The sequence below is a fragment of the Sphingomonas albertensis genome (assembly GCF_014358075.1).
Lineage (GTDB): Bacteria > Pseudomonadota > Alphaproteobacteria > Sphingomonadales > Sphingomonadaceae > Sphingomonas > Sphingomonas albertensis.
This window is the reverse complement of the sequence record NZ_JACONT010000005.1, coordinates 1-24937: the sequence shown is the minus strand read 5'-3', so window position 1 is coordinate 24937 and position 24937 is coordinate 1. Positions and strand designations below refer to the sequence as shown.

The following is a 24937-nucleotide window of genomic DNA, read 5'->3' as shown; positions in this document are numbered from 1 at the left end:
CAGGCGCGACGGCAGCGGTGGAGGGATCCGGGGTGTTGCGCGTGGGTGACGGCGAGTCTCACGGCTGGTACTTTTGTCGCACCCCCCTCCACCAGCTTCGCTGGTCCCCCTCCCCGTTCCGGGGAGGATTAGCCGCTGTTTCGCAGGGCGGTGGCGATGGCGTTGATGGAGAGGAGGATGCCTTCGCCGATGCGGGGGTCGTCCTCGCCTGCTCGGCGGCGTTTGATCAGTTCGATCTGGAGGAGGTTGAGCGGCTCGATATAGGGGAGGCGGAGGCGGATCGAGGCGTCTAGCGCGGGGTGCTTTTCGAGCAGGCGCGACTGGCCGGTGACTTGCAGAAGCCCGTCGTGGGTCTGGTGCCAGCCGTCGCGGATCGTGGTGAAGATCTCGCGGAGTTTGTCGTCCTCGACCAGCCCGGCATAGCGCTCGGCGATGCCGATGTCGGACTTGGCGAGCACCATCTCGAGGTTCGCCAGTGCGGAGGCGAAGAGTGGCCAGCCTTGCGCCATGTCCTTCAGCAGCGCCTTGTCCTCGAAATCGGCGATCGCGCGGCCGACCCCGTACCAGCCGGGGAGCATGACGCGCGCCTGCGCCCAGCTGAACACCCAGGGGATGGCGCGGAGGTCTTCGATCCGGTCGGACTTGGTGCGGCTGGCGGGGCGGCTGCCGATCTTGAGGCCGGCGATCTCGGCGATCGGCGTCATCTGGCGGAAGAAGGTGCGAAAGCCTTCCGTACCGTAGACTAGGTCGCGGTAGCTGTGGAATGCGGTGTCGCTGAGCGTGTCCATTGCCGCCGAGAAGCTGGCGTTGTCGGCGTTGGAGAGACGTTCGGGCTCGAGGCTGGCTAGTAGCGTGGCCGACGCGATCGCCTCGAGGTTGGTCATCGCGGCATCTCTCGTACCGTATTTGGCGGCGATCACTTCGCCCTGCTCGGTGATGCGGATGCGGCCCTGGACGGTGCCCGAGGGCTGGGCGCGGATCGCGCGGAAGGCGGAGCCGCCGCCGCGGCCGACCGCGCCGCCGCGGCCGTGGAACAGCTGCATGCCGACGCCGGCCTTCGCGAAGACGGGTTTGAGCGCGGTCGAGGCTTTCGAGAGCTGCCAGGTCGAGGTGAGATACCCGCCGTCCTTGTTGCTGTCCGAATAGCCGATCATCACTTCCTGATGACCGCGCGCCTTGGAGATGGTCGCGATCTCGGGAAGTGCGAACCACGCGGTCATGACTGCGGGGGCGGCTTCGAGATCGCCGATCGTCTCGAACAAGGGCACGGCCATGATCGCTGCGGTCGGGGTTTCGCCGGGGCGGTAGAGGCCGACTTCCTTGAGCAGGAGGTTCACTTCGAGCAGATCGGTGACCGACTGCGCCATCGAGACGATGTAGTTGGTGATGCACGCCGGGCCGTAGGCGGCGTGCGCGTCGGCGGCGGCCTGGACGATCGCGAGTTCGCCGGCGGTTTCTTCGGAATATTCGGCAAAGCGCGAGGTGAGCGGGCGGGCGTTGGCGAGCTCGCGACGGAGCAGCGCGACGCGCGCGTCTTCGTTGAGCGACAGGTAATTGTCCTCGACGCCGGCAACTTTCAGCAGTTCGGCGACGACGCGTTCGTGGACGGCGCTGTTCTGGCGGAGGTCGAGTGTGGCGAGGTGGAAGCCGAACGTCTCGACCGCGCGGATCAGCCGGCCGAGCGCGCCACCGGTCTTCAGCGCGATGCCGAGGCCGTGCGCGAGCGTGACGAGGTCGGCGCGGAAGTCGGCGGGGTTGGCGTAGGGTTCGCCGACGAGCCGGCCGGGGCGGGGGGCGTGCTTGCCGGTAAGCGCGTCGTGCGTCGCGGACAGGCGGGCGTAGATGCCGGAGAGCGCGCGGCGATAGGGCTCGTCGCTGCGGCTGGCGGCATCGTCGCCGCTGGCGTCGGCAAGCGCCTGGACCGCGGCATCGGCGGGGGCGTGCTCGGTCGAGATCGAGAGCTCGGCGCCGAGCGCGTGCACTGCGTCGCAATAATAGCCGAGCACGGCCTCGCTCGCCTTCGACAGCGCGGTCTTGAGCGAGTCGGCGGTGACGTACGGGTTGCCGTCGCGGTCGCCGCCGATCCAGCTGCCGGGGCGCAGGAAACTGGGCGTACGTTCGCCGAGTGCGCGGTCCCAGCGCTGGTAGAGCGCGGGGAGCGCGGGGAGGAACACGTCGCGGAGGTAGCTCAGCGCGGTGTCGACCTCGTCGGTGACGTAGAGGCGGTCGCGGCGCAGGACGCGGGTTTGCCAGAGCAAAGCGATCTGGCGGAGGATCGCGTCGTCGACGCTGTCGCCATCCGGCGTGGTGTCGCGGCCGAGATCGCGCAGGCCCATCAGCTCGGCGATGCGGTTGCGGTGGTCGATCATGCTCTTGCGCCGCACTTCGGTCGGGTGCGCGGTGAGCACGGGAGCGATCAGCGCGTGATCGAGCAGCGTACGGATCTGGGCGCGGTCGATGCCTTCGGATTCGAGCTGCGCGATCGCGGAGGCGAGATCGGCGCCGTCTTCCGCGGCGATGCCCTGGCGATCCTCGGCGAGGTTGGCGAGCATCGAGAACAGCATGAAGCCGCGGACGAAGTCGAGTGTCTCGTCGAGGCTGAGCTTTTCGAGGCTGAGATCGACCGCGCGATCGTCGCCGGGCTTGCCTTCGGAGGCATCGCGGTGGCGCTCGACCGAGGCCTTGCGGATCGTCTCGGTGGCCGCGAACAGACGCTCGCCGCCATAGGCGCGGATGACGTCGCCGAGCAGTTTGCCGAGGAAGCGGATGTCGGAATTGTTCGCGATTGCGGGGAGGCTTGCCATGGCGCCTTGCTGCGCTGCGGCAGGGTTTAGGTCAACCCGATTTGGAGCGTGAGCGGCGTGAAACCGAATGCGGAGAGGTCCATTGGCGTAATATTATTATCGTCGGGCGTCACCGGACACCTGTGTGAAACTGCCACTTCTTACTCCGTCATCCCAGCGAAAGCTGGGATCTCACAGTGTGGCATGTGTCGCGAACCCCGAGGGATACCCCAGCTTTCGCTGGGGTGACGGGTGTTTGGGCTCAGCGCTTCCGCGACTCCGCGCGTTCTTCGGACGTCACCGTGCCGTCTCGGTTGAGGTCCATCCGATCGAACCAGGCGAGCGTGCCTTCGCTCCACTCGATCGCGGTGATAATACCGTCATTGTTGCGGTCGAACGCCTTGATGCGCGCGTTCGGCGCGGGGAGTTCGTCCTTGGTTATGCGGTCGTCGGCGTTGCGGTCGAGCGTGCGGAAACGGCGTTCCATGCTGGCGCCGAAATCTAGGCGCGACGTTACCGAGGGGGGTACGAAGCCGACCGCGTTGGCGTCGGCCTGTGCGCGCTGCTCGTCCTTGTCGCCGCACGCGGACATGAAAAGTCCCGTCGCGGCGAGCGCCGCCACCAGTTTCACCTGCATAGAATCTCCCGTCGTCTCGAAAGCCGTTACGCTTCCAGTTCAACGTCCCAATACAGCCAGTCGTGCCATGTGTCGTGCAGGTAGTTGGGCGGAAAGCTGCGGCCGTGTTCCTGCAAGTGCCAGTTGGTCGGGCGGATCGGCTCGAGGTGGAGCGGCATCGCCGCCTGTTTCGGCGTGCGCCCGCCTTTCTTGAGGTTGCAGGGCGAGCAGGCGGTGACGACGTTCTCCCAGGTGGTACGACCGCCTTGCGCGCGCGGCACGACATGGTCGAAGGTGAGATCGCGCAGCTTGCCGCAATATTGGCAGGTGAACTTGTCGCGCAGGAACAGGTTGAAGCGTGTGAAGGCGGGAAATTGCGACGGTCGGACGAACTGCTTCAGCGCGATCACCGAGGGCAGTTTCAGCGCGAAATTGGCGCTGCGGACTTCGCGTTCATAGGTGGCGACGATGTCGACACGATCGAGGAAGACAGCCTTGACCGCAGTTTGCCACGGCCAGACGCTGAGCGGATAGTAGGAAAGCGGCGTATAATCGGCATTCAGCACGAGCGCCGGACAACCATCCGGGTGGCGTATCAGGTCGGGGTGAAACACGGCTCCTCCCACTCAGGCTTCGCTGGCCGCCCTATGGACGACAGCGATGACAAGGACATGACAGCACGGCGCGTATCGTCAGGTCAAGCGCGGTGAGCGGCGAGACGGTTATTACACGGTTCGCGCCGAGCCCGACCGGACGGTTGCACCTGGGCCACGCGGCATCGGCGATCCGCGCGCATGACTATGCGCGGGAGCGCGGCGGGCGGTTCGTGCTGCGGATCGAGGATATCGACGGGACGCGGAGCCGGCCCGAGTTCGTCGCGGGGATCTTGGAGGATCTGGCGTGGCTCGGGTTGCGGTGGGATTTGCTCGTGTTCCAGTCGGAGCGGCTGGCGAAATATCAGGCTGCGCTGGAGACGTTGAAGGCGCGCGGGCTGGTCTATCCGTGTTTCTGTACGCGGGCGGAGATCGCGGCGAGTGCGTCCGCACCGCAGGGGGATGCTGCGCCGGTCTATCCAGGAATCTGCCGGGATCTGACTGTCGAGGAGGTGACCGCACGCGCGCATCTGGCGCATTGCTGGCGGCTCGATATGGCGAAGGCGGTGGCGATTACCGGCGCGCTGGCGTGGCATGATGCGATTGCCGGGGCGGTGGTGGCCGATCCTCTGGCGCAGGGGGATGTGGTGCTGGCGCGCAAGGATGCGCCGGCGAGCTATCATCTGGCGGTGACGCTGGACGATGCCGCGCAGGGGGTAACCGATGTGGTGCGCGGGGTGGACCTGTTCGCGGCGACGGACGTGCACCGGGTGTTGCAGGCTTTGCTGGGGTTGCCGGTGCCTTCGTACCATCATCATCCGCTGGTGGTGGATGCGGCGGGGCGGCGGTTGGCGAAGCGGGACGGGGCATTGTCGCTGGCGGAGATGCGTGAGGGTGGGGAGGATGGGGCGACACTGGCGGCTCGGGTGCGGGGTGGGGATCGGCTCGCGACTTCTTGGTGAGGACCTGAGCTAAGGTGGTGCGACTGTCCTCCCGTCACGGTGGCCTTATAACGGCTGGCGATCTGCACTTCCTTGTTCTCCCGAAGGCGGGAGCCCAGTCTGGGTCCCGCCTTCGCGGGGAAACAGCGAGGAGGTGTGACGCCTGTAAAATGCCACCACCCCGGCGAAGGCCGGGGCCCAGTTGGAAAGGTCGTGGTAACGAGGCGCGTCCCTCAGTTAGCAACGTTTCCCAACTGGGCCCCGGCCTTCGCCGGGGTGGTATTTCTGCTGGGTGGTGGCGCTGCTCGAGGAGGTGCGCGCCGCTATAGCTCGATCCCCAGTCTCGGTGCGGCCCAGGTCATTGCTGCGTACAATGCGATCGTCAGTATGCACCCCGCCACCAGCGACACCCAGAAGGGTACACCGTGTCGCAACAGCGCGGGGATCAGCAGGAACATCGGCAGCGACGGCAGCACGTACCAGAAGGTCGCGCCGGCGTGCGCGGCCATCGTCCGCGGATCGGGTTTGTCGTGCCAGAGCCAGATCATGCCGAGCACCGAAACCAACGGCAGCGACGCCACGAGCGCACCGAAACCGGGATAGCGCTTCGCGAGTTCCGAAGCGGCGGCAATCAGGATACCGGAAATCAGGGCCTTCAGGGCGAGATAGAGCATGCGCCATGTGCGCTACCCACGCGGCAGTCCGCAACATTGCTTATCGGCAACATGGGTCATTTTCCGGCTTCGGGTACGCCATTGCTACCCCGCCGGTGCGCGCTTACATTCGGATCATGAACACATTCCTCGTCATCCTCCTGATCGCGGCGATGATCGCGACCGTCGTGGCTCTGGTGCGGGGCGTCGTGTCGTTCCTGCAGGAGGGCAGCGCGCAGGTCCGCGATGGGAACGGGCCGAGTGCCGCGTCGCTGAAATCGAATCGGATGATGCAGCAGCGTATCTTCTTCCAGGCGCTGGCGATCCTGATCGTGGTCGTCATCCTGTTCGCGGCGGGGCGGACTTAAGCGGCTTTGCACTTGGCGCTATTCTGCCTGCAACTTGCTCCGTCCCAGCGGATGCTGGGATCTCACCGTTTGGCGGATGTCGCGAGCCACGAGGGATACCCCAGCTTTCGCTGGGGTGACGGAGTGTGGTCGCTGGGGCGGGGTTATTGGCACGGCGACTGGGCGTTGATGCGCTTCAATCTGGAACATTCATGGTCAAGCTGAACAAGATCTATACGCGGACCGGCGACGACGGCACGACCGGTCTCGTCGACGGATCGCGCGTGTCGAAGTCGAGCGCGCTGATGCAGGCGATCGGCGATGTCGACGAGGCGAACTCGGCGATCGGCCTCGCGGTGATCGCGCTTGGCGATCAGCCGATGGCGGCGGCGCTAACCCGGATCCAGAACGACCTGTTCGATCTCGGCGCGGACCTGGCCACACCCGCCGGCGCGGACGATTTCACGCCGTCGGAAATGGTGTTGCGGATCGTGCCCTCGCAGGTCGAGCGGCTGGAGCGTGAGATCGACGCGATGAACGCGCACCTCTCCCCGTTGCGGAGTTTCATCCTGCCGGGTGGCTCGGCGGAGGCTGCCGCGTTGCATCTGGCGCGGGCGATCAGCCGGCGGGCGGAGCGATCCGCGGTCGGCGCGAGCGAGACGCAGCGGCTTAATCCGGCCGCATTAGCGTATGTTAACCGGTTATCGGATTTCCTGTTCGTGGCGTCGCGGGCGGTGAACCAAAACGGGGCCGGCGACGTTCTATGGCGACCGGGGGCTACGCGCGACTAGGCGCGTATCGTCGCTTGCGTTCCAACGTCGCATCGGTCGACGTAGAACTGAGGAGAGATCGATGCCGAGTCCCGTCCGTCCCGATCGCGCCACGGCGCCGGAGACCTCTCATCTAGCCGAGCGGTTTGCCGCGGTTCGAGATCTGACGCTCGCACTCGCCGCTCCCCTCTCGGATGCCGATGCGACGGTGCAGTCGATGGCCGATGCGTCGCCGACCAAATGGCACATGGCGCATACGACGTGGTTCTTCGAAACGTTCGTCCTGCGCGATCATGTCGCAGGCTATGCGCTGCACGACGAGCGGTTCCCGTTCCTGTTCAACAGCTATTACGAGGCCGAGGGGCGTCGCCATGCGCGCGACCGCCGCGGGATGGTGACGCGGCCGTCGCTCGACGAGGTGCGGGCGTATCGCGCGCATGTCGATGCGGCGCTGCTCGACGCGCTGCCGACCTTGTCCGAGGATGCGCAGGCGCTGGTGGCACTCGGTTGCCATCATGAGGAGCAGCACCAGGAATTGCTGGTGACCGATATCCTCCACATGTTTTCGGAGAATCCGCTCGAGCCGGCGATGTGGCCGGCGGCGCGCAAAATTCCGGTGGCGATGCCGGGTCCGATCGGATGGATCGAGCGTGGGAGCGAGATCGTGGAGATCGGCCATGACGGCGAAGGGTTCTCGTTCGATTGCGAGGGGCCGCGTCATGCTGCGTTGCTGTCGCCGCACGCGATCGCCGACCGGACCGTGACCAATGGCGAATGGGCCGTATTCATCGCCGATGGCGGTTACCGCGATGCCCGGCACTGGCTGGCCGATGGCTGGGCGTGGGTGAAGGCGGAAGGGATCGTCGCACCGCTGTATTGGGAAGAGCGCGATGGCGAGTCTGGGAGCGGCTGGACCCGGTTCGGGCTCGATGGCCGCCGCGCGATCGATCCGGCCGCGCCGGTGACGCATGTCAGCTTCTTCGAGGCAGATGCGTATGCGAGCTGGGCCGGGGCGCGATTGCCGACCGAGTTCGAATGGGAGGCGGCCGCGGCTTCGCACGACGCCTCCGGTGGCAACCAGATGGACGTCGCGGGTCCGGTCGAACCGCGGCCTTCGCCGGGCGGTCCGGCGTTCTTCGGCGATGTCTGGGAATGGACCGGCAGCGCATATCGTCCCTATCCGAAGTTCGCAAAGGTCGACGGCGCGGTCGGCGAATATAACGGCAAGTTCATGAGTTCGCAGTTCATCCTGCGCGGCGGCAGCTGCGCGACGCCGCGCGGTCACGTGCGCGCGAGCTACCGCAATTTCTTCTATCCGCACCAACGGTGGCAGTTCACCGGCGTGCGCCTCGCGAAAGATATCTGATGTTGAAGCCTGAGATCGAGGACGGCCAGCAGACGCTCGCCGACCCGCAATTCCGCGCCGATGTGCTGGACGGGCTCGCGCGGGTGCCACGGGCGATCCCGGCCCGGTGGTTCTATGACCGGCGCGGCTCGGAACTGTTCGAGAAGATCACCGACCTGCCCGAATACTACCCGACGCGGACCGAGCGCTCGATCCTAGAGACCGTGTGTCTCGAGGTCGCCAGGTTAGCCGGCGAGGGCCGTGCGGTGGTCGAGTTCGGCTCCGGCTCGTCGACCAAGACGCCGATCCTGCTCGATGCGGTCGCGCCGTCGGTGTATGTGCCGATCGATATCTCGGGCGATTTCCTGCGGGAATCGTCGATGGTGCTGGGCGAGCAGTTCCCCGACCTGCTGGTGCTGCCGTTCGAGGCCGACTTCATGCGGCCGTTGAGCCTACCGAAGACGATCACGGATACGCCGAAGCTGGGGTTCTTTCCGGGATCGACGATCGGCAACATGATCCCGTTGATGGCGGTCGACCTGCTGCGCGCGATGCGGGCGTCGCTCGGCGTCGGCGCGATGCTGTTGATCGGCATGGACCGCATCAAGAGCGAGGACGTGCTGGTGCCGGCGTATGACGATGCGCAGGGCGTGACGGCGGCGTTCAACCTGAATTTGCTCGAGCGAATCAATCGGGAGCTGGGCGGCGATATTCCGGTCGAGGCGTTCCGGCACAAGGCGGTGTGGAACGACGATCGTGCGCGGGTCGAGATGCATCTTGAGGCGACGCGCGACGTTGCGTTTAGCGTGGACGGGCGGTCGTTCGAAATGTCTGCGGGTGAGACGATCCACACGGAAAACTCGCATAAATATGGCGAGCGGGATGCGCGGATCCTGTTGCGGTCGGGGGGGTGGACGCCGGTGGCGGCGTGGACCGATCCTGAGGGACTGTTCGGGGTGTATCTGGCCGAGGCTCAGGTGGAGCGGCCGGCGCCCTGAGCCGGGGCGCGGTCGGCTTAATGCTGGTATCGCCCAATCTCGGACATTCGAAGTTCTGCGACTGACGGGTGAGGAGCGTAGCGTGCTTGCATTCGCGGCCGCGAACAGCATAAGCTCGCAGGCATGTGGCGGTTCGTTACCAGGGCTAGAAGGTCTCGCCTTAGTGACCCAGAGACGCCGATGGGAGCCTCATCTACGGATCACCCGCCGCGTGCATATCTTGACCTTCTGATTTATCAAAGTGATCAACTTTGGTCCCTCGAAAACAAAACGAGCATAATAGAACTTGCCGCAGTGTCGGGATGGTTTGCGGTCCACCAGAGCACTGCCGCAAATAGGGAAATACTAAGTTATTGTGTAATATGCGCTGCCTGTTTCTTCCTTTTATTGCAGTTTTTTTTGCTCCGACGAGTAGTTCAATACTTGGAGCATTACAAGAAAGCGTGTGGAACTCTGATCGATGTCCCGCGTGATCCTTGTTCGATCTCTAGCGCGAAGATTGCAAAGTTTACCCCGCTTCTGGCTATAGCCATGAACGCGGCCCTTGTGTTTATAGACGTATCGACCCACCACCCGAACCCCGCGAGCGGCCCGCGACCAAACGCCTCGGCTGCTCTGCGCTGACGCGCAAAATGGTCCGCTCTCCTTCCCAAATTAGCCATCTAACTACTGTTGGATATGCGCGAGCCCGACCCTGCCCTGATGGGTAGCTTATTTGCGCACGACCTTCGCGCGCCATGTCGTGATGTAGTCGATGTTGCCGCGGCATTCGCCCATTTCGGATTGTTCGGACAGGCGCAGGCGGGTGCCGTCCCAGACGAAGCTCTGGATCACGCCGCAGTCGCCGAGGCCGCGGCCCTTGGCGTAGCTGGTCAGGATGCCGTTCTTGAACGCGCCGTTCACGACGGTCTTTGCCTGCGTGCCAGAGTCGGCGCCGGTTTCCTCGAAGCCGGAGGGGGCGTCGGTCTGGGCCGGGGTGATCGTGGCGCCGTCGATGATGAAGAGCGCGCCGATCAGATTGTACGCGCCGGTCGAGCAGGGGAGGATGGCGAGCGACTTGCCGCCGCCCAGCGCGTGGACTTCGGGAGCGAACTGGGTCGGGTCGGCGCCATCGGGGAAGCCACCGAGATCGCAGGAGCCGCGTTTGCGCATCGTCGCGACCTGCGCGGCGGTGAGTTTTGCGGCGCTGCCCGATGGCGCGACTGCGGCGATGACGGGGAGGGCTGGGGTCGGCGCGCGGGCGGGGTCGGGGCCTTTGGCGACGATCGCGTTGGTGGTGCCCGCGCGACCCTGTTGCGCGTCGATGTAGCGGAGCGCGGCGGCGGCGCCCTTTAGCGAGACGGTGGCCAGCGTGGCACCGTTCGCGTCGAGGATCTTCAGCGACTGGGCGTTGGCGATCGCGGCGGCGAGGGCGGCGGCGTCACGCAGGGCGATGGGCTTGCCGTCCACGATGAAGCTGGCGGGCGGGCGCTTGGTGGCGACCTGGTCGTTGCGGGTTTCGATCGCCAGGGAGACCTTGCCGCCGCCGTTCGCGACCGGGCCGGGCTCTCGGGTCAGGTTGAGGGTGATCGTGTCCTCGCCGATGCTCGCGTCGGGGAGGAGCGAGCCGAGCGTGCAGCGTAAGCCGTTGTCGCAGCCTACGGTCCAGTCGGTGAAGGTCTTCGTGGCGCCGGGCTTGGGTGGCGCGTGCGTGTCGGTCGTGGGGGTCGGCTGCGGTGCTGTCGGGACGACGGGGGCGGGCTCGGTGCTGGCCTGGGGCGCGGAGTCGGCCTTGGGCTGCGGCGTGGGCTGGCTTGGCGAACAGGCCGTCGTCAGCGGGAGCATGACGAGGGGCGCTAGGAGGGGCGCGAGGGCGGAAAAGATCGGTTTGCTCAGCATGTTTGCAGCCTAGCGCGCTGGCAGCGCGGGGAAAAGCGGCTAGGGAGGGGCAACGATTTTAGGAGAGAGATGTGCAGACGATCGGTGTGATTGGTGCAGGCCAGATGGGCGCGGGGATCGCGCAGGTTTCGGCGCAGGCGGGGTACCGTGTGCTGCTGGCCGACGTGTCGCTGGAGGCGGCGAGCAAGGGCAAGGCGGGGATCGCCAAGGCGCTCGGCCGGCTGGTCGAGAAGGAGAAGATCGCGGGTGAGGCGCGCGATGCGGCGCTGGCGCTGATCGAGCCGGTCGCGAGTGTGGCGGAGATGGGCGACTGTGCGATCGTGGTCGAGGCGGCGACCGAGCGCGAGGCGGTGAAGCGTCAGATCTTCGCGGAGGTCGGCAAGGTGCTGGGGCCGGATGCGATCCTGGCGTCGAACACCTCGTCGATCCCGATCACGCGGCTGGCGCAGGCGGCGCCCGATCCGGCGCGGTTCATGGGGGTGCATTTCTTCAATCCGGTGCCGGTGATGCGGCCGATCGAGCTGATCCGGGGGCTGGCGACGTCGGACGCGACGGTGGCGGCGGTCGAGGCGTTTGCGGAAAAGCTCGGCAAGCAGGTGGTGCATGCGAACGACGCGCCGGGCTTCATCGTCAACCGCGTGCTGATGCCGATGATCAACGAGGCGTGCTTCGCGCTGGGCGAGGGCGTGGCGAGCGTGCGCGACATCGACCTCGCGTGCCAACTCGGGCTGAACCATCCGATGGGGCCGCTGACGCTGGCGGACTTCATCGGGCTGGATACGTGCCTGGAGATCACGCGGGTTCTGTTCGAGGGGACGGGCGATCCGAAGTTCCGGCCGGCGCCGGTGCTGGTGAAGTATGTCGAGGCCGGGTGGTTTGGACGGAAGACGGGCCGCGGGTTTTACGATTATTCGGGGGCGGAGCCTGTGCCTACGCGGTGAGGGGGTGACGCAGTCGTTTCGGTGGGAGCGGCTGCGGTTGGTTCCGCAGTCGGTCGGGTTCGCTACGCCATGATGTGCAGTAGCTTCAGTGGTTAGTGATTTGGGCGGGCGGGGCCGTAGTCTGCCTTTCGTTCGGCTTGGTGATCGGCAGCTAAGCGCCCTGAACTCGACCATTCCGACAATGAGTCGCGACGTTGGAAGGCGCCCTTCATATGAGTGGCACCTAAACGTCCGCTAGTCCTGTATGGGCGGCTACGCATTCTGGCACCAAATTGAATAGCAGAGGGCTCGCTTGATAAACGAGCCCTCTGCGTCAATTGAAGAAAGAATGCCGAGGTGGGGCTGCAGCCTCGGCAAACTCAATAATTCTATGATTAATTCGACCTCCTATCTCAGCAGTAACTGCTTCGAAAGGAAGTGACTTTATCTCGTTCATTGCTTCCGTGTAGGCGCTCTGAAGTGACCTGCTTGCATCTGCTACTGGAGGATCTACAGCCAAAAGAATAGACTTATCCTCAATCTTTCCTTGGTCTAGAAGATACATAAGGCGTCGCTTCCACATTGCGCCGTGATCAAACACAGCCAAGGGAGTCTTTTGTGTAAATACCATAGGTTGAATAGCGTTCAGCTTGCCGTTCCTATGGGCAAGCGGGAAAGTCACAGGAACGACATCATCTACCACGCGAATCGCGCGAAAACCCTTAATGCCGTTAGCTACGAGTTCATGCCGAATATCTTTGATAAGATCTAAATCATGAGCCTCTTGGCGCTGTCGTTCAATTAGCCTGGTAAAAAGCATATCGACGACATCGCCTATATGATCCTTGGACAGCAGGGTTCGGACCTCGCTGAAAATAATGGAAGACTCATGTTTGCGTGTCAGATGAGAAAATGCTCGTTCAGGATTCCAGTTCGCCCAGAATCCGCCGCTCATAGTAAAAGATGCCAATTCCAAACGTAAATGTTCAATGGCCGCACCATAGGCGCGGTAGGCATCCTCTCCAAAAAACTCACGAAGTCGCCGAAATCTCGAGCGAGCAAGCCGAAACTCAAGTATTTTGTTTTGGCTATCTAGAGCGACGATGCCAATGTTTGCAAACTCGCCCAAATCCGCGAAAGGCAAAAAGCGGATGATGGAATATTGATAGATCGCGCTCATCCGAGTTCAGCCCAAAATTCAGGTGTATCGCACCTATCCAACATGGCGGCAGCCGTGACTAAAAAGCTCGGACGGTCCTCCACCCATTCATAGGGCAAGTCACTTACCAACGCATTAAGTGCGAGTCGTGCTGTTACCATTTTACCTAAAAGCCTTGGTATGAAACCGCCGCTTTTGCCAATCGCCTGCCAGCTCCGCCTACCCGCATGCACAGCGAGTTCAGCGGCGCTATAGCCTTTGCTGAAGGCCAAATTATGATCGAACACAACAAGTTTTTTGTCACTCAAATTATACAGCAGATTAGGGTTGCCGTCTTCATCGCCTAGCGATCGATCGCCGTTGGCAATCCAGTGATCGAACGCATAGAGCGTCGCAAGAAATTCCGGGCTTTGCCTATCACGCATCGTGGGGGTTAACGGTTCGCAAGCGTTCTGCCAATGCGAAGCGAAGCCCGTGCCCACACCCAAAGAGTGAGAAACCTCGGCGTCGGTGGAAACCTTGATAAGGGCTGCAGGAATCTCAGCGATTACAAAGTCGGGAATCGGTAGGCCCATCGCTTGGCCGAGCGATGCAGCGCACACTTCCGACAGCAAACCCTCAGCTAAAGCTCTACGACCTTTGACCGCATAGATTTGGTCATCTTCAAGTCTGCACTGGTAGGGCTGCGTGAACCCGCTCTTTATAGGCCGAATTATCTCCACAACCTGCAATCGATCTCGGGCGCCCATTAGTTATCAGTCCCATCCACTAACTGTGGCCTCCAAACGTAGAAGTCAGGAATACGTCGGAGCCGAACTGGATGGCGTTCATGCCATTGCCGACCGCTGAGCATAATTCCGATATCGATTTTCTCGGGTCATTTCATCGTTTCAAGGAGAATCGTTAATGTTATTTAGAGCCCGTTTCACGACGGGAGCATACTCACTCAACGCATATCGTCAAAGCGGTGAGCTGGGCTGTCGCTTCAAGGAAGCGACCGATCCTCTTTAAGAAGCCGGCTCGCGATGTTCACCGCTATTACTCTAGGTAAATGTAAGCGACCTGCTAGTCTGACCGAACCATATCGGTTAATCTGCTTGACATCGTTACGCTCGTTTGGTACATAACAGGAACGCTGAAGAATTGCGGGTCGGGCTGGTGGCTCGGGGGGAGAGAGGCCGGGACGGTCGGGGTGGGAGCCTCGGGTGTCGCCGGCCTTTTCGCGTTCTGGCGTCCTATCGGGAGAGCGGGGATGGTGCGGTTGGTGGCGGCGGATAATCGGGTCGTGCAGTGCGCCGCGGTGCGCAAGGATGGGTGGACCAAGGCGCGACGTGAGGGGTTTTTCGCGATGCTGAGTGCGACGTGCAACGTGCGGGCTTCGGCGGCGGCGATGGGGATGACGGATTGCGGCGCCTATTATGTGCGGCGACACGATCCGGTGTTTGCGGCGCAGTGGCAGGAGGCGCTGGCGGAGGGCTATGGGCGGCTCGAACAGGCGCTGATGGCACTGGCGCTGGAGGGGATCGACCCGGCGCCCGCGATCGAGGCGGGGATCGAACAAGCGCGGGCGGCGACGTGCGGCGAGGCGAAGACCGAGGGCTTCGGAGCGGAGCGGCGGCGGGCGGAAGCGGCGGCTCGGGCGGCGGACGGGGGCGGGGATGCGGTTGTTCCCGGTGCCGGGCCCGAGGCTGGCGCTGATGCGGGAGGTCGCGATGGCGTGATCGTGGGGTCGCTGGGTGGTACGCCGACCATAACGAGTGTCGACCTGGCGCTGCGGTTGCTGGCGCGGAATGCGGACCGGGTTGCGGGCGTGGCCGGCGGGCGGGGGCGCAAGGCTCGGGCTTCGGCCGAGGAGACCGATGCGGCGCTGATCAAACAGCTCGATGCGCTGGCGCGGCGGATCGCGGCGAAGGAGTTCAAGCGGGTCGGGGGCAAGGTCGTCGAGCAAGTGTCGATCGAACAGGGGGCGATCGAGCAGGGCGCTATCGAGCATGGCGGGATCGGGCAGGATGTCGTGGCCGGAACTCCTTCGGAATGAGTGCGGACGAGGAGGAGGCTCCGGTGCGCGATCCGGTGGCGGAGCTGGCGATGTTGCCGCGGACGCGCGCGGATTGGGTGTTGGGCATGCTGACCACGGCGCAGCGCCGGGAACTGCATGATCGGTGGGAGGTGTGGGCGCATCCGGGGCAGCATCTCGGGGCGGGGGCCGACCTGCGCGACGACTGGCGAATCTGGGTGATTTTGGCGGGGCGCGGGTTCGGGAAGACGCGCGCCGGGGCGGAGTGGGTCAGTCAGGTGGCGCGGGACAATCCTGGCGCCCGCATCGCGCTGGTCGGGGCGACCGTCGAGGACGTGCGGCGGGTGATGATCGAGGGGAAGAGCGGGCTGCTCGCCGTCGCGCGCGATGACGAGGATCCGGTGTGGCGGGCGGGCTCGGGCGAGCTGCGGTTTGCGAACGGGGCCTTGGCGTTCGCCTATTCGGCGGAGGCGCCCGAGGCTTTGCGGGGGCCGGAGCATCAGGCGGCGTGGTGCGACGAGGTCGCCAAGTGGCGCAACGGGAAGGCGACTTGGGACAATCTGATGATGGGGCTGCGGCTGGGCGATCTGCCGCGGATCGTGGTGACGACGACGCCTCGGCCGGTGGCTTTGCTGCGGCGGATACTGGCGTTGCCGGGGGTGGTGCGGTCGCAGGGGCGGACTGCCGATAACGTGCATCTGCCGGTGAGTTTCGTCGAGGCGGTGACCGCGACCTATGCGGGGACGCGGTTGGGACGGCAGGAGCTCGATGGCGAGCTGATCGAGGATGTCGCGGGGGCTTTGTGGACTCGGGCGTTGGTGGAGTCTCGGCGGGTGGCGTTTGCGCCGGCGGTGACGCGGGTCGTGGTGGGGGTTGATCCTCCCGCTGGCAGCGTTTCCGGGGGGCCGGGGGATGCTTGCGGGATCGTGGTCGTTGCGCTGGGGGTCGATGGGTTTGCCTATGTGTTGGAGGACGCCAGCGTTTCCGGGGCCAGTCCGGAGGGGTGGGCTCGGGCGGTGGCCGAGTGCGCCGAGCGGCATGGGGCGGATCGGGTGATCGCGGAGGCTAACCAGGGGGGGAAGATGGTCGGGAGTGTCCTTTCCGGTGCTGATCGGGCGATGCCGGTGAAGCTGGTGCATGCGTCGCTGGGGAAGGTGGCGCGGGCGGAGCCGGTGGTGGCTTTGTATGAAAGCGGGCGGGCCTGGCATGTGGGGGCGTTTCCGGATCTGGAGGATGAGCTTTGCGGGTTGATTGCCGGCGGGGGGTATGAGGGGCCGGGGCGGTCGCCGGATCGGGCTGATGCGCTGGTTTGGGCGATGACGGAGGTGATGCTGGGGCCGCGGGCGCGGGTTTCGGTGCGGGTTTTGTAGGGGGTGGCCCTCTCCCCGTCGGGGAGAGGGAAGGAGGAGCACTTGCGACGGGAGGGTGAGGGGTGGTTGGGGCTGGCGTTCCTAGCCTCACTCCCCTCTCCCTCCCACGCGCAAGGGCGCGCGGGCCCCTCCCTCTCCCCGGAGGGGCGAGGGAATTTACAGGAGATCATCGATGAAATTGTTCGGGTGGAAATCCGGGCGCGATGAGTCGCGGCCGGTGTTGTCGCGTGCGCTGAGCGCGCCGGGGTTTCAGGGGGCTTTTGGGGATGTGCCGTACTCCTACGAGGCGCAGGTGCGGGCGGGGTATCTGGGGAATGCGATCGTTCAGCGGGCGGTGAAGCTGGTGGTGGAGTGCGTTGGGTCGGCGCCTTTGCTTGGGTCTGATCCGGCTTTGGTGGCGCTCGTTACCGCGCGGTCCGGGGGGCAGTCGCTGGTCGAGACGGTGGCGGCGCAGATGCTGTTGCATGGGAATGCGTATGTGCAGGTGCTGCGCGACGTCGATGGGGGCGCGGCGGAGTTGTTTGCGCTTCGGCCAGAGCGGGTTGCGGTGGAGGCGGATGCCAGCGGGTGGCCGGCGGCGTATCGGTACCGCGTCGGGGAGCGGGTTACGCGGCTGCATGCGGATCCGGTTCGGCCCGAGGTGATCCACCTGAAGAGCTTCAATCCGGTGGATGACCATTATGGGCTGGGGTGCCTGGGGGCGGCGTCGAGCGCGGTGGCGATCCACAATGCGGCGGCGCGGTGGAACAAGGCTTTGCTGGATAACGCGGCGCGGCCTTCGGGGGCGTTGATGTACGATCCGAAGGATGGCGCGACGCTGTCGACCGAGCAGTTCGAGCGGTTGCGGGGGGAGCTGGAGGCGTCGTTCTCGGGGGCGGGGAATGCCGGGCGGCCGATGCTGCTGGAGGGGGGCCTCAGGTGGCAGGCGTTGAGTCTGTCGCCGGCGGATATGGATTTCGTGGGGACGAAGGCGGCGGCGGCGCGGGAGATCGCGCTGGCGTTCGGGGTGCCGCCGATGCTGCTCGGGCTGCCGGGGGATAATTCCTATGCGAACTACCGCGAGGCTAACCGGGCGCTTTGGCGGCTGGGGGTGCTGCCGTTGGCGTCTTCGATTTTGACGGGAATCGCTCAGGGGTTGGCCGGGTGGTTCGAGGGGGCGGCGATTTCCGTCGATCTCGATCGGGTGCCGGCACTGGTCGAGGATCGGGAGCGGCTTTGGGGGATGGTGAGTGGGGCTTCGTTTCTTAGCGATGCGGAGAAGCGGGCGCTCTTGGACATATCGGAGGTGGTCTGATGGATGGGGCGGTTTTGGCGCAGTTGATGCGGCAGGGGGCTGAGCGGGGCGTCGACCTCGTGACTCTGCGGGCGATCGTGGAGGAGGCTGGGGAGCTGGGGGCGGCTCGGGCCTTGGCGCGGGTGGCTTTGAGCGACGAGCGGGCTCGGGAGGATGTGGCGGAGTTGCGCGAGCTGTTGGCGGCGTGGCGGGATGCGAAGCGGTCGGTTTGGAAGGCGGTGGTGGGGTGGATCGCTCGGCTGGCGATGGCGCTGATGTTGGCCGGGCTGGCGGTTAAGCTGGGGTTTGCCGCGTGGTTGAAGTGACGGGCGTCGGGACGGTGGCGTTTGCCGGGTATGCGGCGGTGTTCGATGTCGTCGATCGGGCGGGGGATGTGGTGCGGCGGGGGGCGTTCCAAGGCGCGGGCGTGGTGCCTTTGTTATGGCAGCATCGTGGGGGGGCGGTCGGGTCTCTGTCCGTCGTTGTGGAGGACGCGCGGGGGTTGCGGGTCGAGGGGGTGGTGGAGGATCTGGCGCTGGCTCGGTTGGTGCGGGGTGGGGCGGTGGCTGGGTTGTCTGTTGGCTATCGGGCTTTGTCTGTGCGGCAGGGGGTGCGGCGGGAGTTGCTTTCCGTGGAGTTGGTGGAGGTTAGTTTGGTGGCGGTTCCGATGCAGAGCTTGGCTCGGGTTGAGATCCTCCCTCTCCCTGACGGGGAGAGGGAGGGAGGAGCTCTTGCGACGGAAGGGTGAGGGGCTTTGGGGCGGGTGTTGCATGCCTCACGCCCCTCTCCCTCCCACGCGCAAGCGCGCGCGGGCCCCTCCCTCTCCCCGTAGGGGCGAGGGTTTTCGGTGAGTTTCATGAGGCGTCCTGCGGGGCGCCTTTTTTCGTTTCATGCGAGGAGATGGACATGAGTGTTGTTGACCGGCCGGTTCTGGAGGGGGCGGCGCCTCTTGGGGTGAGTGCGGCGTTTGCGGGGTTCGTTCGGACTGGCGCCACGCTGGAGATGAAGGCGTTTACGGGGGTTACGGGGGACTCTGGCGGCTTTGCGGTGCCGCGGGAGATCGATGCTCAGATCGATACGCTGCTGAAGGCGGTGTCGCCGATCCGGTCGATTGCCAATGTGGTGAAAGTTGGCTCGGCTGGGTATCGGAAGCTCGTCACGACGGGGGGGACGCCGTCCGGGTGGGCGGCGGAGAATGCGGCTCGGCCAGAGACGGCTTCGCCGGTGTTCGTCGAGATCGCGCCGCCTACGGGGGAGCTGTATGCCAATCCTTCGGCTAGCCAGGCGATGCTCGACGATGCCGCGTTCGATGCCGAGGAATGGCTGGCGGGCGAGATCGCGATGGAGTTTGCGAAGGCCGAGGGGGCGGCTTTCGTGTCCGGGTCGGGCGTGTCGCGGCCGAAGGGGTTTCTGACTTCGGCTACCGCGGCGACTGCGGATGGCGTTCGGGCTTTCGGGACCTTGCAGTATCTGGCGAGCGGGACGGCGGGGGACTTTTCGGCGAGTCCGCAGGAGCGGTTGATCGATCTCGTCCAGTCTCTGCGGGGGCCTTATCGGCAGGGCGCGAGCTTCGTCATGAATGCGGCGACTCTGGCGCGGATCCGGAAGTTCAAGACGACGGATGGCGCGTTCGTGTGGGCGCCGAGCCTGGCGGCGGGGCAGCCGGCGACGCTGCTCGGGTATCCGGTGGTGGAGGCCGAGGACATGCCGGATATCGCGGCGAATGCGCTGGCGATCGCGTTCGGGAACTTCCGCGCGGGGTACATCATCGCCGAGCGGACCGAGACGGGCATCCTGCGCGATCCGTATTCGAACAAGCCTTTCGTGAACTTCTACGCGACCAAGCGGGTCGGTGGGTGCGTGACGAACTCCGAGGCTATCAAGCTGATGAAGTTCTCGGTGGCTTGATCGACGGGGGAGGAGGGGTTTGGGGCGGGGGTTGCTCGTCCCAACTCCCCTCTCCCTCCCACGCGCAAGGGCGCGCGGGCCCCTCCCTCTCCCCGGAGGGGCGAGGGAAATAGGAGAAATTCCATGGGTGGGTCGGCGATTTCTGCCGGGGTGATCGCTGAGGTGGTCGTCGCGGCTAGGGCTTTGTTGCGGGTGGAGACGGGGGAGGATGTCGTGTTGGCGCGGTTGGCGCAGACGGCTTTGCTGCTGGGGGAGGCTTTCCTGGGGGCGGCGGTGATCGGGCGGCCGTTCGAGGATGTGGTGACCAGCGCGGCGGGGTGGCAGCGGTTGTTGGTCGCGCCGGTTACCGTGATTTCCGGACTGACCGGGTTGCCTGGCGAGGGGGCGCCGTTCGTGTTGGCTGTCGGGGCGTATGCGGTCGATATCGATGCGGATGGGTTCGGGTGGGTTCGGGTTCTTGCCGCGGGATCGGCTGGGCGGGTGGCCGTGGCGTACTCGGCTGGGCTGGCTTTGACTTTCGAGGCGGTGCCGGCGCCGATCGCGCAGGGGGTGGCGATGCTGGTGGCGCACCTCTTTGACCATCGGGAGAGCGATGTCGCGCCGCCGGCGGCGGTGGCGGCTTTGTGGCGGCCTTATCGGCGGATGCGGTTGGGCCTCGAGGTGCATTCGTGAGTGGGCGGGTGGTCTTGCAGGCGGCGATCGTGGCTCGGCTGAACGCGGTGCTGGATGTGAGCGTGTTCGATGCGCCGCCGGTGCGGGGTGGGCTGCCTTATGCGGTGGTCGACGAGCCGGTGTTGTCGGACTGGAGCACGAAGACCTGGGTCGGGCGGGAGGGGCGCGTTCTGCTGACGCTGTTCGATGGAGGGGAGCGGCCGGTTCGGGTGCGTTCCTTGCTGGCTGCTGCCGAGGAGGGGCTGGAGGCGCTGCCGCCTGATCTTGGCGAGGGGTGGCGGGTGGTTCGGCTGGCGCTGGTTCGGTCTCGGGTGCTGCGGGTCGGGGATCGGTGGCGGGGGACGTCGGAGTTTCTGGTGCGGATGTACCGGGAGAGTTGAGATTTTGCGCCGCGAAGACGCGGTGCAGGTTCCCGCCTTCGCGGGGAAACGTCTTTGGGGGAGATCGACATGGCGGTGGAGAAGGGGAGTGCGTTCCTGCTGAAGGTGGGGAACGGGGCGGCGCCGGTGGTTTACGCCACGGTCGCCGGGCTGCGGACGACGCAGATGTCGGTGAATGGCGAGGCTATCGTTGTCACCACCAAGGACTCTGGGGGGTGGCGGCAGTTGCTGTCGGGGGCTGGGGTTCGGAGCGTTTCGGTGTCGGGGGCTGGCGTCTTTACCGGCTCGGTGGCGGAGTTGCGGGTGAAGGCTAGCGCACTGACCGGGGTGCTGGATGATTATCGGCTGGCGTTCGAGGGCGGGGATACGATGACGGGGAAGTTCCTGGTGTCTCGGCTGGACTATGCCGGGGATTTCAATGGGGAGCGATCTTATACGCTTAGTCTGGAGATTTCTGGTGCGGTGGTGGTGGGGTAGCGGCTTTCCCTCGCCCCTTCGGGGAGAGGGAAGGAGGAGCTCTCGCGACGGGAGGGTGAGGGGCTTTGGGGCGGGTGTTCCGTGCCTCACTCCCCTCTCCCTCCCACGCGCAAGGGCGCGCGGGCCCCTCCCTCTCCCCGGAGGGGCGAGGGAATTTTGGAGATATCTTATGACGGATCTGGCGAATTCGGTTCGGGGGGAGGGTGCTCTTCGGGTCGGGGGGGAGACTCTTGTTTTGCGGCCCAGCTTTGCGGCTTTGGTCGCGGCTGAGGGGGAGTTGGGGCCTTTGTTTGCGCTGGTCGAACGCGCGGCGGAGGGGAAGCTTGGGATTGGGGAGATGGTGGGGCTGTTCTGGCATTGCCTGCGCGAGTGCCCTGAGGGGGTTACTCGGGAGCGGTTGGGGGAGGCTGTCGTCGAGGCGGGGCTGGCGGCGGTGACGCCGGTGTTGCGGGTGCTGTTGCGGCAGATCCTGGCGGGGAAGTGACGTTTTCCGATAGCGCGGCGCGGCTCGCCGGGTTCGCGGGGGCGGTGTTGGGGTGGGCGCCGGAGGTGTTCTGGCGGGCTACGCCGGCGGAATTGGCGGGGGTCGTGGGGGCTTTGGTGGGCGACGTGCAAACGCCGCCGGATGCTTCGACGATCGCGCGGTTGAGGGGGGCTTTTCCTGATGGATGACGATCTGGAGCCGGCGCTGCTGAGCGTGCGGGTGGGGACGACCGGGTTTGCGCGCGATGTCGCGTCGATGCGGGAGGAACTGGAAAGCGTGCTGGGGAGCGGGGCGGAGCGGGCTTCGCTGCGGGTCGAGGCGGGGCTGTTGCGCGCGGTGCGGTCGGGGAAGCTCGGGTTCGAGGAGCTGAAGGGGGTCGCTCTGTCGGCGCTGGATGCGATTGCTTCGGCGGCTTTGAAGGCTGGGGTGCAGTCTGTGTTGGGTGGCGGGGGTTTGAGTGGGGCGCTGGCGGGGCTGGTTGGCGGGTTGCCTGGGCGGGCGACTGGTGGGCCGGTGTCGCCGGGGCGGGCGTATGTCGTGGGGGAGCGGGGGGCGGAGGTCTTCGTGCCTACCTCCAGCGGGCGGGTCGAGACGGGTGCGCCGGGGGGCGTGCGTGAGGTTCGGGTGGCGATTACGGTGAATGCTGCCGGGGGGAGTGCTGCGGGGGTGTTGGCGCAGTCTGGGCGGCAGGTGGCGCGGGCGGTGAAGGCGGCGCTCGCGGTGGAGTGAGGCGGCAGCGGAGTAGGGCTGCGGCGGATAGCCGTCCTCCGATCCGTCATTCCCGCGCAGGCGGGAAGCCATACTGGCTGGCCGACGGCAATGATCGCTGGCGTTCGAGTTTATGGGTCCCCGCCTCCGCGGGGATGACGAAGAGGTGGGGGCGAGCGTTCCGTGCCTCACGCCCCTCTCCCTCCCACGCGCAAGGGCGCGCGGGCCCCTCCCTCTCCCCGTAGGGGCGAGGGAATTAGGAGGATCTTATGGCGCATTGGCTTTGCTCGGGGCGGACTGTGCAGGTCGAGGGGCTGGTCTCGCGGTTCGATCCTCGGTTTTGGACGGTGGATTTTCCTCGGCCGATGATGGCGTCCGTAGTGACCACCGGTCCCGCTTCGCTGCGGGTGGATGCGGTTTTCTATAAGGCCGACGATCTCGCGGGATTGATCTGGGAGGCGGTCGATCGGTTCGACCATCCGTTGCTCAAATATGAGACTTCGCGGGATTTTCGGGACTGTCGGCTGCGGTTTCGGTGGCGGTCTTCGGGGGTGATGGCGCTGGACGCGATCAATGGCCCGACACTCACGATCGAGGGGCGGGATGCGGCGGGGGTCGCTCGGTCCTGGTATGTGCGGTTGTGGAATTTTGTGGTGGGGACGCCGGAGGATGCGGTGGTCTCGCTCGATTTCGCGGCGATGGTTGGCGGGTTCGAACTGCCCGAGGATAGCGATCCGGTGTGGGCGGGGGATATCGACCGGATGTTCGTGTCGGTGGTGCCGCCTGAGTATTCGGGGGCGGACGTGGCCTTGGCTGCGCCGCGCGAGGGGTGGGTCGAGTGGACCGATCTGGTCTGCGAGGGGCCGGGGTCGGTGCTGGCAATCGGTGACGCCGTCGTGCCGGAGCACGGGGTGCGGATCGCTGGGGGGTATGACGATAGCTACAACCTGACGCCGGCGCGGTTGCTGCGGAATGCGCTGCATCTCGGGTATCGCGGGAGCATGACGCACTATGTGGGGATGAGCCATTATTTCCGGCTCGAGGCGGCTGGGAGCGGGTTTTACGTGTCGCTGGCCGGGGGCGTGCTGAATGCGGCGTGCGCGGCGTGGCATCGGGATTTTGCGGTGCGGGCGAACGCTCTCGGCTTCGACGTGATCTGGTCGCTGAGTTACGAGCTGTTCGATGCGCATTGCTGGGGCGACTGGAAACAGCGCGCCGCCGATGGGTCGCCGGCGCTGACCGGGTGGGAGCCGCCGTCTACGTTGCTGTCGCCGGCGCATGGCGGGGCGATGGAGTATCTGCAGGCGGTGGCGCGGGCTTTCCTGGGGATCGCGGTGGCGGCGGGGTTGGCGGCGAAGTTTCAGGTCGGCGAACCCTGGTGGTGGATCATGCCGGATGGGCGGCCGTGCATCTATGATCCGAGCGCGGTGGCGGCGTTCGCTCCGGTGGCGATCGGTAGCATCCTGGGGGTCAAGAATGCCGCGCGGATCGCGACTTTGGATGCAGCGGGGGTGTGCCTCGCCGCATCGACGGCTGCGCTGGTGGCGGCGGCGAAGGCCGAGGCGCCGGGGTGCGTGACGCATCTGCTGACGTATCTGCCGACTGTTCTGGATGCGGCGGCGCCCGAGGCGAAGCGGGCGAACATGCCGGTGGGGTGGGCCAGTCCTGCGTTCGATGTGTTGCAGCTGGAGGATTACGACTGGGTGACGGCGGGGGATTCCGCGTCGTCCGCGGAGGGCGTGGCGGTGGCGTTCGCGCGGCTGGGGTATCCGGTCGAGAGGCAGCATTATCTTTCGGGGTTCGTGCTCCAGCCAGATTTGGGGCCTGACCAGGCGGTGCAGTGGGGGCTGATCGAGGCGGCGGCGGAGGTGGCTCGGGGGCGGGGGGTGGCGGAGACCTTCCTCTGGGCGCTGCCTCAGGTGATGCGGGATGGGTTCGTGCATTTCGATACCGAACAGGAGGATGCCGTGGACGCGTTCGATGACGTGCTGTTTCCGTTGGCGCTGGGGCGTGAGGCCGAGGTGGCGCCGGGGTTCTCGACCGCGATCCTGACGAGTTCGGGGGGGCGGGAGGCTCGGAATGCGGCGTGGGCGGAGGCGCGGACGTCGTATGATGTCGGGCCGGGGCTTCGGAGCGAGGCGGATATCGGGGTGCTGCTCGCGTTCTTTCGGGCGCGGATGGGGGCGGCGCGGGGGTTTCGGTTGCGGGATCCTTTCGATTTCGACGCGGTGGGCGAGGTCGTCGGGGTTGGCGACGGGGTGGCTCGGCGGTTTGCTCTGGTGAAGTCGTACGGGGCGATGGAGCGGCGGATTACCCGGCCGGTTGGGGGGAGCGTTTCTGTTGCGGTGGATGGCGTTGGGACTTCGGCGTTCTTCGTGGAGGCTGGGGGGTGGGTGGTGCTGGATGTGGCGCCTGCTCTCGGGGCTTTGGTGACGGCGGGGTTTGCGTTCGATGTGCCGGTTCGGTTTGCCGAGGATCGGTTGAGCGTGGCGCGGGCTACGTTTCTGGCTGGGGTGGCGGCGAGTGTGCCTTTGGTCGAGGTGCGGGAGGCGTGATTTTCCCTCTCCCCGTCGGGGAGAGGGAGGGAGGAGCCTCTTGGCGACGGGAGGGTGAGGGGTGGTTGGGATTCTGGTCCTGAGCCTCAC

26 protein-coding genes are annotated in these 24937 nt (G+C 65.6%); 19 read left to right on the top strand and 7 right to left on the bottom strand.

Annotation, left to right across the window (positions count from 1 at the left end):
* Positions 1-128 precede the first annotated feature (128 nt).
* The 3 genes from ppc to H8S47_RS03690 form a co-directional block, all read right to left on the bottom strand.
* A complete protein-coding gene (ppc, locus tag H8S47_RS03700; protein ID WP_187502581.1) occupies positions 129-2804 on the bottom strand; it encodes a phosphoenolpyruvate carboxylase in 2676 nt (891 codons plus the stop codon).
* A gap of 241 nt (positions 2805-3045) precedes the next feature.
* Complete coding sequence (locus H8S47_RS03695) at positions 3046-3420, bottom strand: EF-hand domain-containing protein (protein ID WP_187502580.1); 375 nt, start codon at positions 3418-3420, stop codon at positions 3046-3048.
* Positions 3421-3446: 26 nt separating this feature from the next.
* Positions 3447-4013: an HNH endonuclease gene (locus H8S47_RS03690; protein ID WP_187502579.1), complete on the bottom strand. Its 567-nt coding sequence runs from the start codon at positions 4011-4013 to the stop codon at positions 3447-3449.
* A gap of 92 nt (positions 4014-4105) precedes the next feature.
* On the opposite strand from H8S47_RS03690, the gene gluQRS reads away from it, so the two are divergent.
* Entirely contained in the window at positions 4106-4954 is an 849-nt protein-coding gene (gene gluQRS / locus H8S47_RS03685) for a tRNA glutamyl-Q(34) synthetase GluQRS (protein ID WP_187502578.1), read from the top strand.
* Between the two features lie 302 nt (positions 4955-5256).
* Here gluQRS and H8S47_RS03680 read toward each other — a convergent pair whose 3' ends face one another.
* Positions 5257-5607, bottom strand: coding sequence for a DUF3147 family protein (locus H8S47_RS03680; protein ID WP_187502577.1), 351 nt, complete (start codon positions 5605-5607; stop codon positions 5257-5259).
* Between the two features lie 116 nt (positions 5608-5723).
* Between H8S47_RS03680 and H8S47_RS03675 the strand changes: the two genes are divergently transcribed.
* From H8S47_RS03675 to egtD, 4 genes are all read left to right on the top strand, one after another.
* On the top strand, positions 5724-5954 hold the full coding sequence (locus H8S47_RS03675; protein WP_056418893.1) for a twin transmembrane helix small protein: 231 nt from the start codon (positions 5724-5726) through the stop codon (positions 5952-5954).
* 191 nt (positions 5955-6145) lie between these two features.
* Positions 6146-6724: a cob(I)yrinic acid a,c-diamide adenosyltransferase gene (locus tag H8S47_RS03670; RefSeq protein ID WP_187502576.1), complete on the top strand. Its 579-nt coding sequence runs from the start codon at positions 6146-6148 to the stop codon at positions 6722-6724.
* 61 nt (positions 6725-6785) lie between these two features.
* The gene (egtB, locus tag H8S47_RS03665; protein ID WP_187502575.1) at positions 6786-8069 is read left to right on the top strand and encodes an ergothioneine biosynthesis protein EgtB; all 1284 of its coding nucleotides are present in this window, start codon (positions 6786-6788) and stop codon (positions 8067-8069) included.
* Positions 8069-9046 (top strand): L-histidine N(alpha)-methyltransferase, encoded by a 978-nt coding sequence (egtD, locus tag H8S47_RS03660; protein WP_187502574.1) that lies wholly within the window; start codon positions 8069-8071, stop codon positions 9044-9046. The genes egtB and egtD overlap by 1 nt, the downstream gene beginning before the upstream one ends.
* Positions 9047-9757: 711 nt before the next feature.
* Here egtD and H8S47_RS03655 read toward each other — a convergent pair.
* On the bottom strand, positions 9758-10870 hold the full coding sequence (locus H8S47_RS03655) for a DUF1176 domain-containing protein (protein ID WP_187502573.1): 1113 nt from the start codon (positions 10868-10870) through the stop codon (positions 9758-9760).
* A gap of 125 nt (positions 10871-10995) precedes the next feature.
* Between H8S47_RS03655 and H8S47_RS03650 the strand changes: the two genes are divergently transcribed.
* Positions 10996-11865 carry a 3-hydroxybutyryl-CoA dehydrogenase gene (locus tag H8S47_RS03650; protein WP_187502572.1) on the top strand — a complete coding sequence of 290 codons (870 nt, stop codon included), beginning with the start codon at positions 10996-10998 and terminating at the stop codon, positions 11863-11865.
* A 313-nt stretch (positions 11866-12178) separates the two neighbouring features.
* Here the strand turns inward: H8S47_RS03650 and H8S47_RS03645 are convergent, their stop codons facing one another.
* Positions 12179-13024: a DUF3037 domain-containing protein gene (locus tag H8S47_RS03645; protein ID WP_187502571.1), complete on the bottom strand. Its 846-nt coding sequence runs from the start codon at positions 13022-13024 to the stop codon at positions 12179-12181.
* A complete protein-coding gene (locus H8S47_RS03640; RefSeq protein WP_328805416.1) occupies positions 13021-13752 on the bottom strand; it encodes a HipA family kinase in 732 nt (243 codons plus the stop codon). The genes H8S47_RS03645 and H8S47_RS03640 overlap by 4 nt, the downstream gene beginning before the upstream one ends.
* Positions 13753-14255: 503 nt before the next feature.
* Here H8S47_RS03640 and H8S47_RS03635 point away from each other — a divergent pair.
* From H8S47_RS03635 to H8S47_RS03575, 13 genes are all read left to right on the top strand, one after another.
* Entirely contained in the window at positions 14256-15041 is a 786-nt protein-coding gene (locus tag H8S47_RS03635; RefSeq protein WP_187502569.1) for a hypothetical protein, read from the top strand.
* Positions 15038-16390 (top strand): DNA-packaging protein, encoded by a 1353-nt coding sequence (locus H8S47_RS03630; RefSeq protein WP_398457655.1) that lies wholly within the window; start codon positions 15038-15040, stop codon positions 16388-16390. Before H8S47_RS03635 ends, H8S47_RS03630 begins: the two co-directional genes overlap by 4 nt.
* 172 nt (positions 16391-16562) lie before the next feature.
* Positions 16563-17684 carry a phage portal protein gene (locus H8S47_RS03625; protein WP_187502568.1) on the top strand — a complete coding sequence of 374 codons (1122 nt, stop codon included), beginning with the start codon at positions 16563-16565 and terminating at the stop codon, positions 17682-17684.
* Positions 17684-17989 (top strand): DUF6127 family protein, encoded by a 306-nt coding sequence (locus H8S47_RS03620; protein ID WP_183129183.1) that lies wholly within the window; start codon positions 17684-17686, stop codon positions 17987-17989. The genes H8S47_RS03625 and H8S47_RS03620 overlap by 1 nt, the downstream gene beginning before the upstream one ends.
* The gene (locus H8S47_RS03615; RefSeq protein WP_328805415.1) at positions 17977-18411 is read left to right on the top strand and encodes an HK97 family phage prohead protease; all 435 of its coding nucleotides are present in this window, start codon (positions 17977-17979) and stop codon (positions 18409-18411) included. The genes H8S47_RS03620 and H8S47_RS03615 overlap by 13 nt, the downstream gene beginning before the upstream one ends.
* A gap of 158 nt (positions 18412-18569) precedes the next feature.
* Complete coding sequence (locus H8S47_RS03610; RefSeq protein ID WP_187502567.1) at positions 18570-19571, top strand: phage major capsid protein; 1002 nt, start codon at positions 18570-18572, stop codon at positions 19569-19571.
* A gap of 123 nt (positions 19572-19694) precedes the next feature.
* Entirely contained in the window at positions 19695-20243 is a 549-nt protein-coding gene (locus tag H8S47_RS03605) for a head-tail connector protein (RefSeq protein ID WP_187502566.1), read from the top strand.
* A 29-nt stretch (positions 20244-20272) separates the two neighbouring features.
* Entirely contained in the window at positions 20273-20623 is a 351-nt protein-coding gene (locus H8S47_RS03600; RefSeq protein WP_187502565.1) for a DUF3168 domain-containing protein, read from the top strand.
* Positions 20624-20692: 69 nt separating this feature from the next.
* Positions 20693-21100, top strand: a complete 408-nt coding sequence (locus tag H8S47_RS03595; RefSeq protein WP_187502564.1) for a phage major tail protein, TP901-1 family — start codon at positions 20693-20695, stop codon at positions 21098-21100.
* A gap of 169 nt (positions 21101-21269) precedes the next feature.
* Positions 21270-21584 (top strand): gene transfer agent family protein, encoded by a 315-nt coding sequence (locus tag H8S47_RS03590; RefSeq protein WP_187502563.1) that lies wholly within the window; start codon positions 21270-21272, stop codon positions 21582-21584.
* Complete coding sequence (locus H8S47_RS03585; protein ID WP_187502562.1) at positions 21581-21772, top strand: phage tail assembly chaperone; 192 nt, start codon at positions 21581-21583, stop codon at positions 21770-21772. The genes H8S47_RS03590 and H8S47_RS03585 overlap by 4 nt, the downstream gene beginning before the upstream one ends.
* Positions 21765-22313 carry a tail tape measure protein gene (locus tag H8S47_RS03580; RefSeq protein ID WP_187502561.1) on the top strand — a complete coding sequence of 183 codons (549 nt, stop codon included), beginning with the start codon at positions 21765-21767 and terminating at the stop codon, positions 22311-22313. The genes H8S47_RS03585 and H8S47_RS03580 overlap by 8 nt, the downstream gene beginning before the upstream one ends.
* A gap of 248 nt (positions 22314-22561) precedes the next feature.
* On the top strand, positions 22562-24847 hold the full coding sequence (locus H8S47_RS03575) for a DUF2460 domain-containing protein (RefSeq protein ID WP_187502560.1): 2286 nt from the start codon (positions 22562-22564) through the stop codon (positions 24845-24847).
* Positions 24848-24937: the final 90 nt, after the last annotated feature.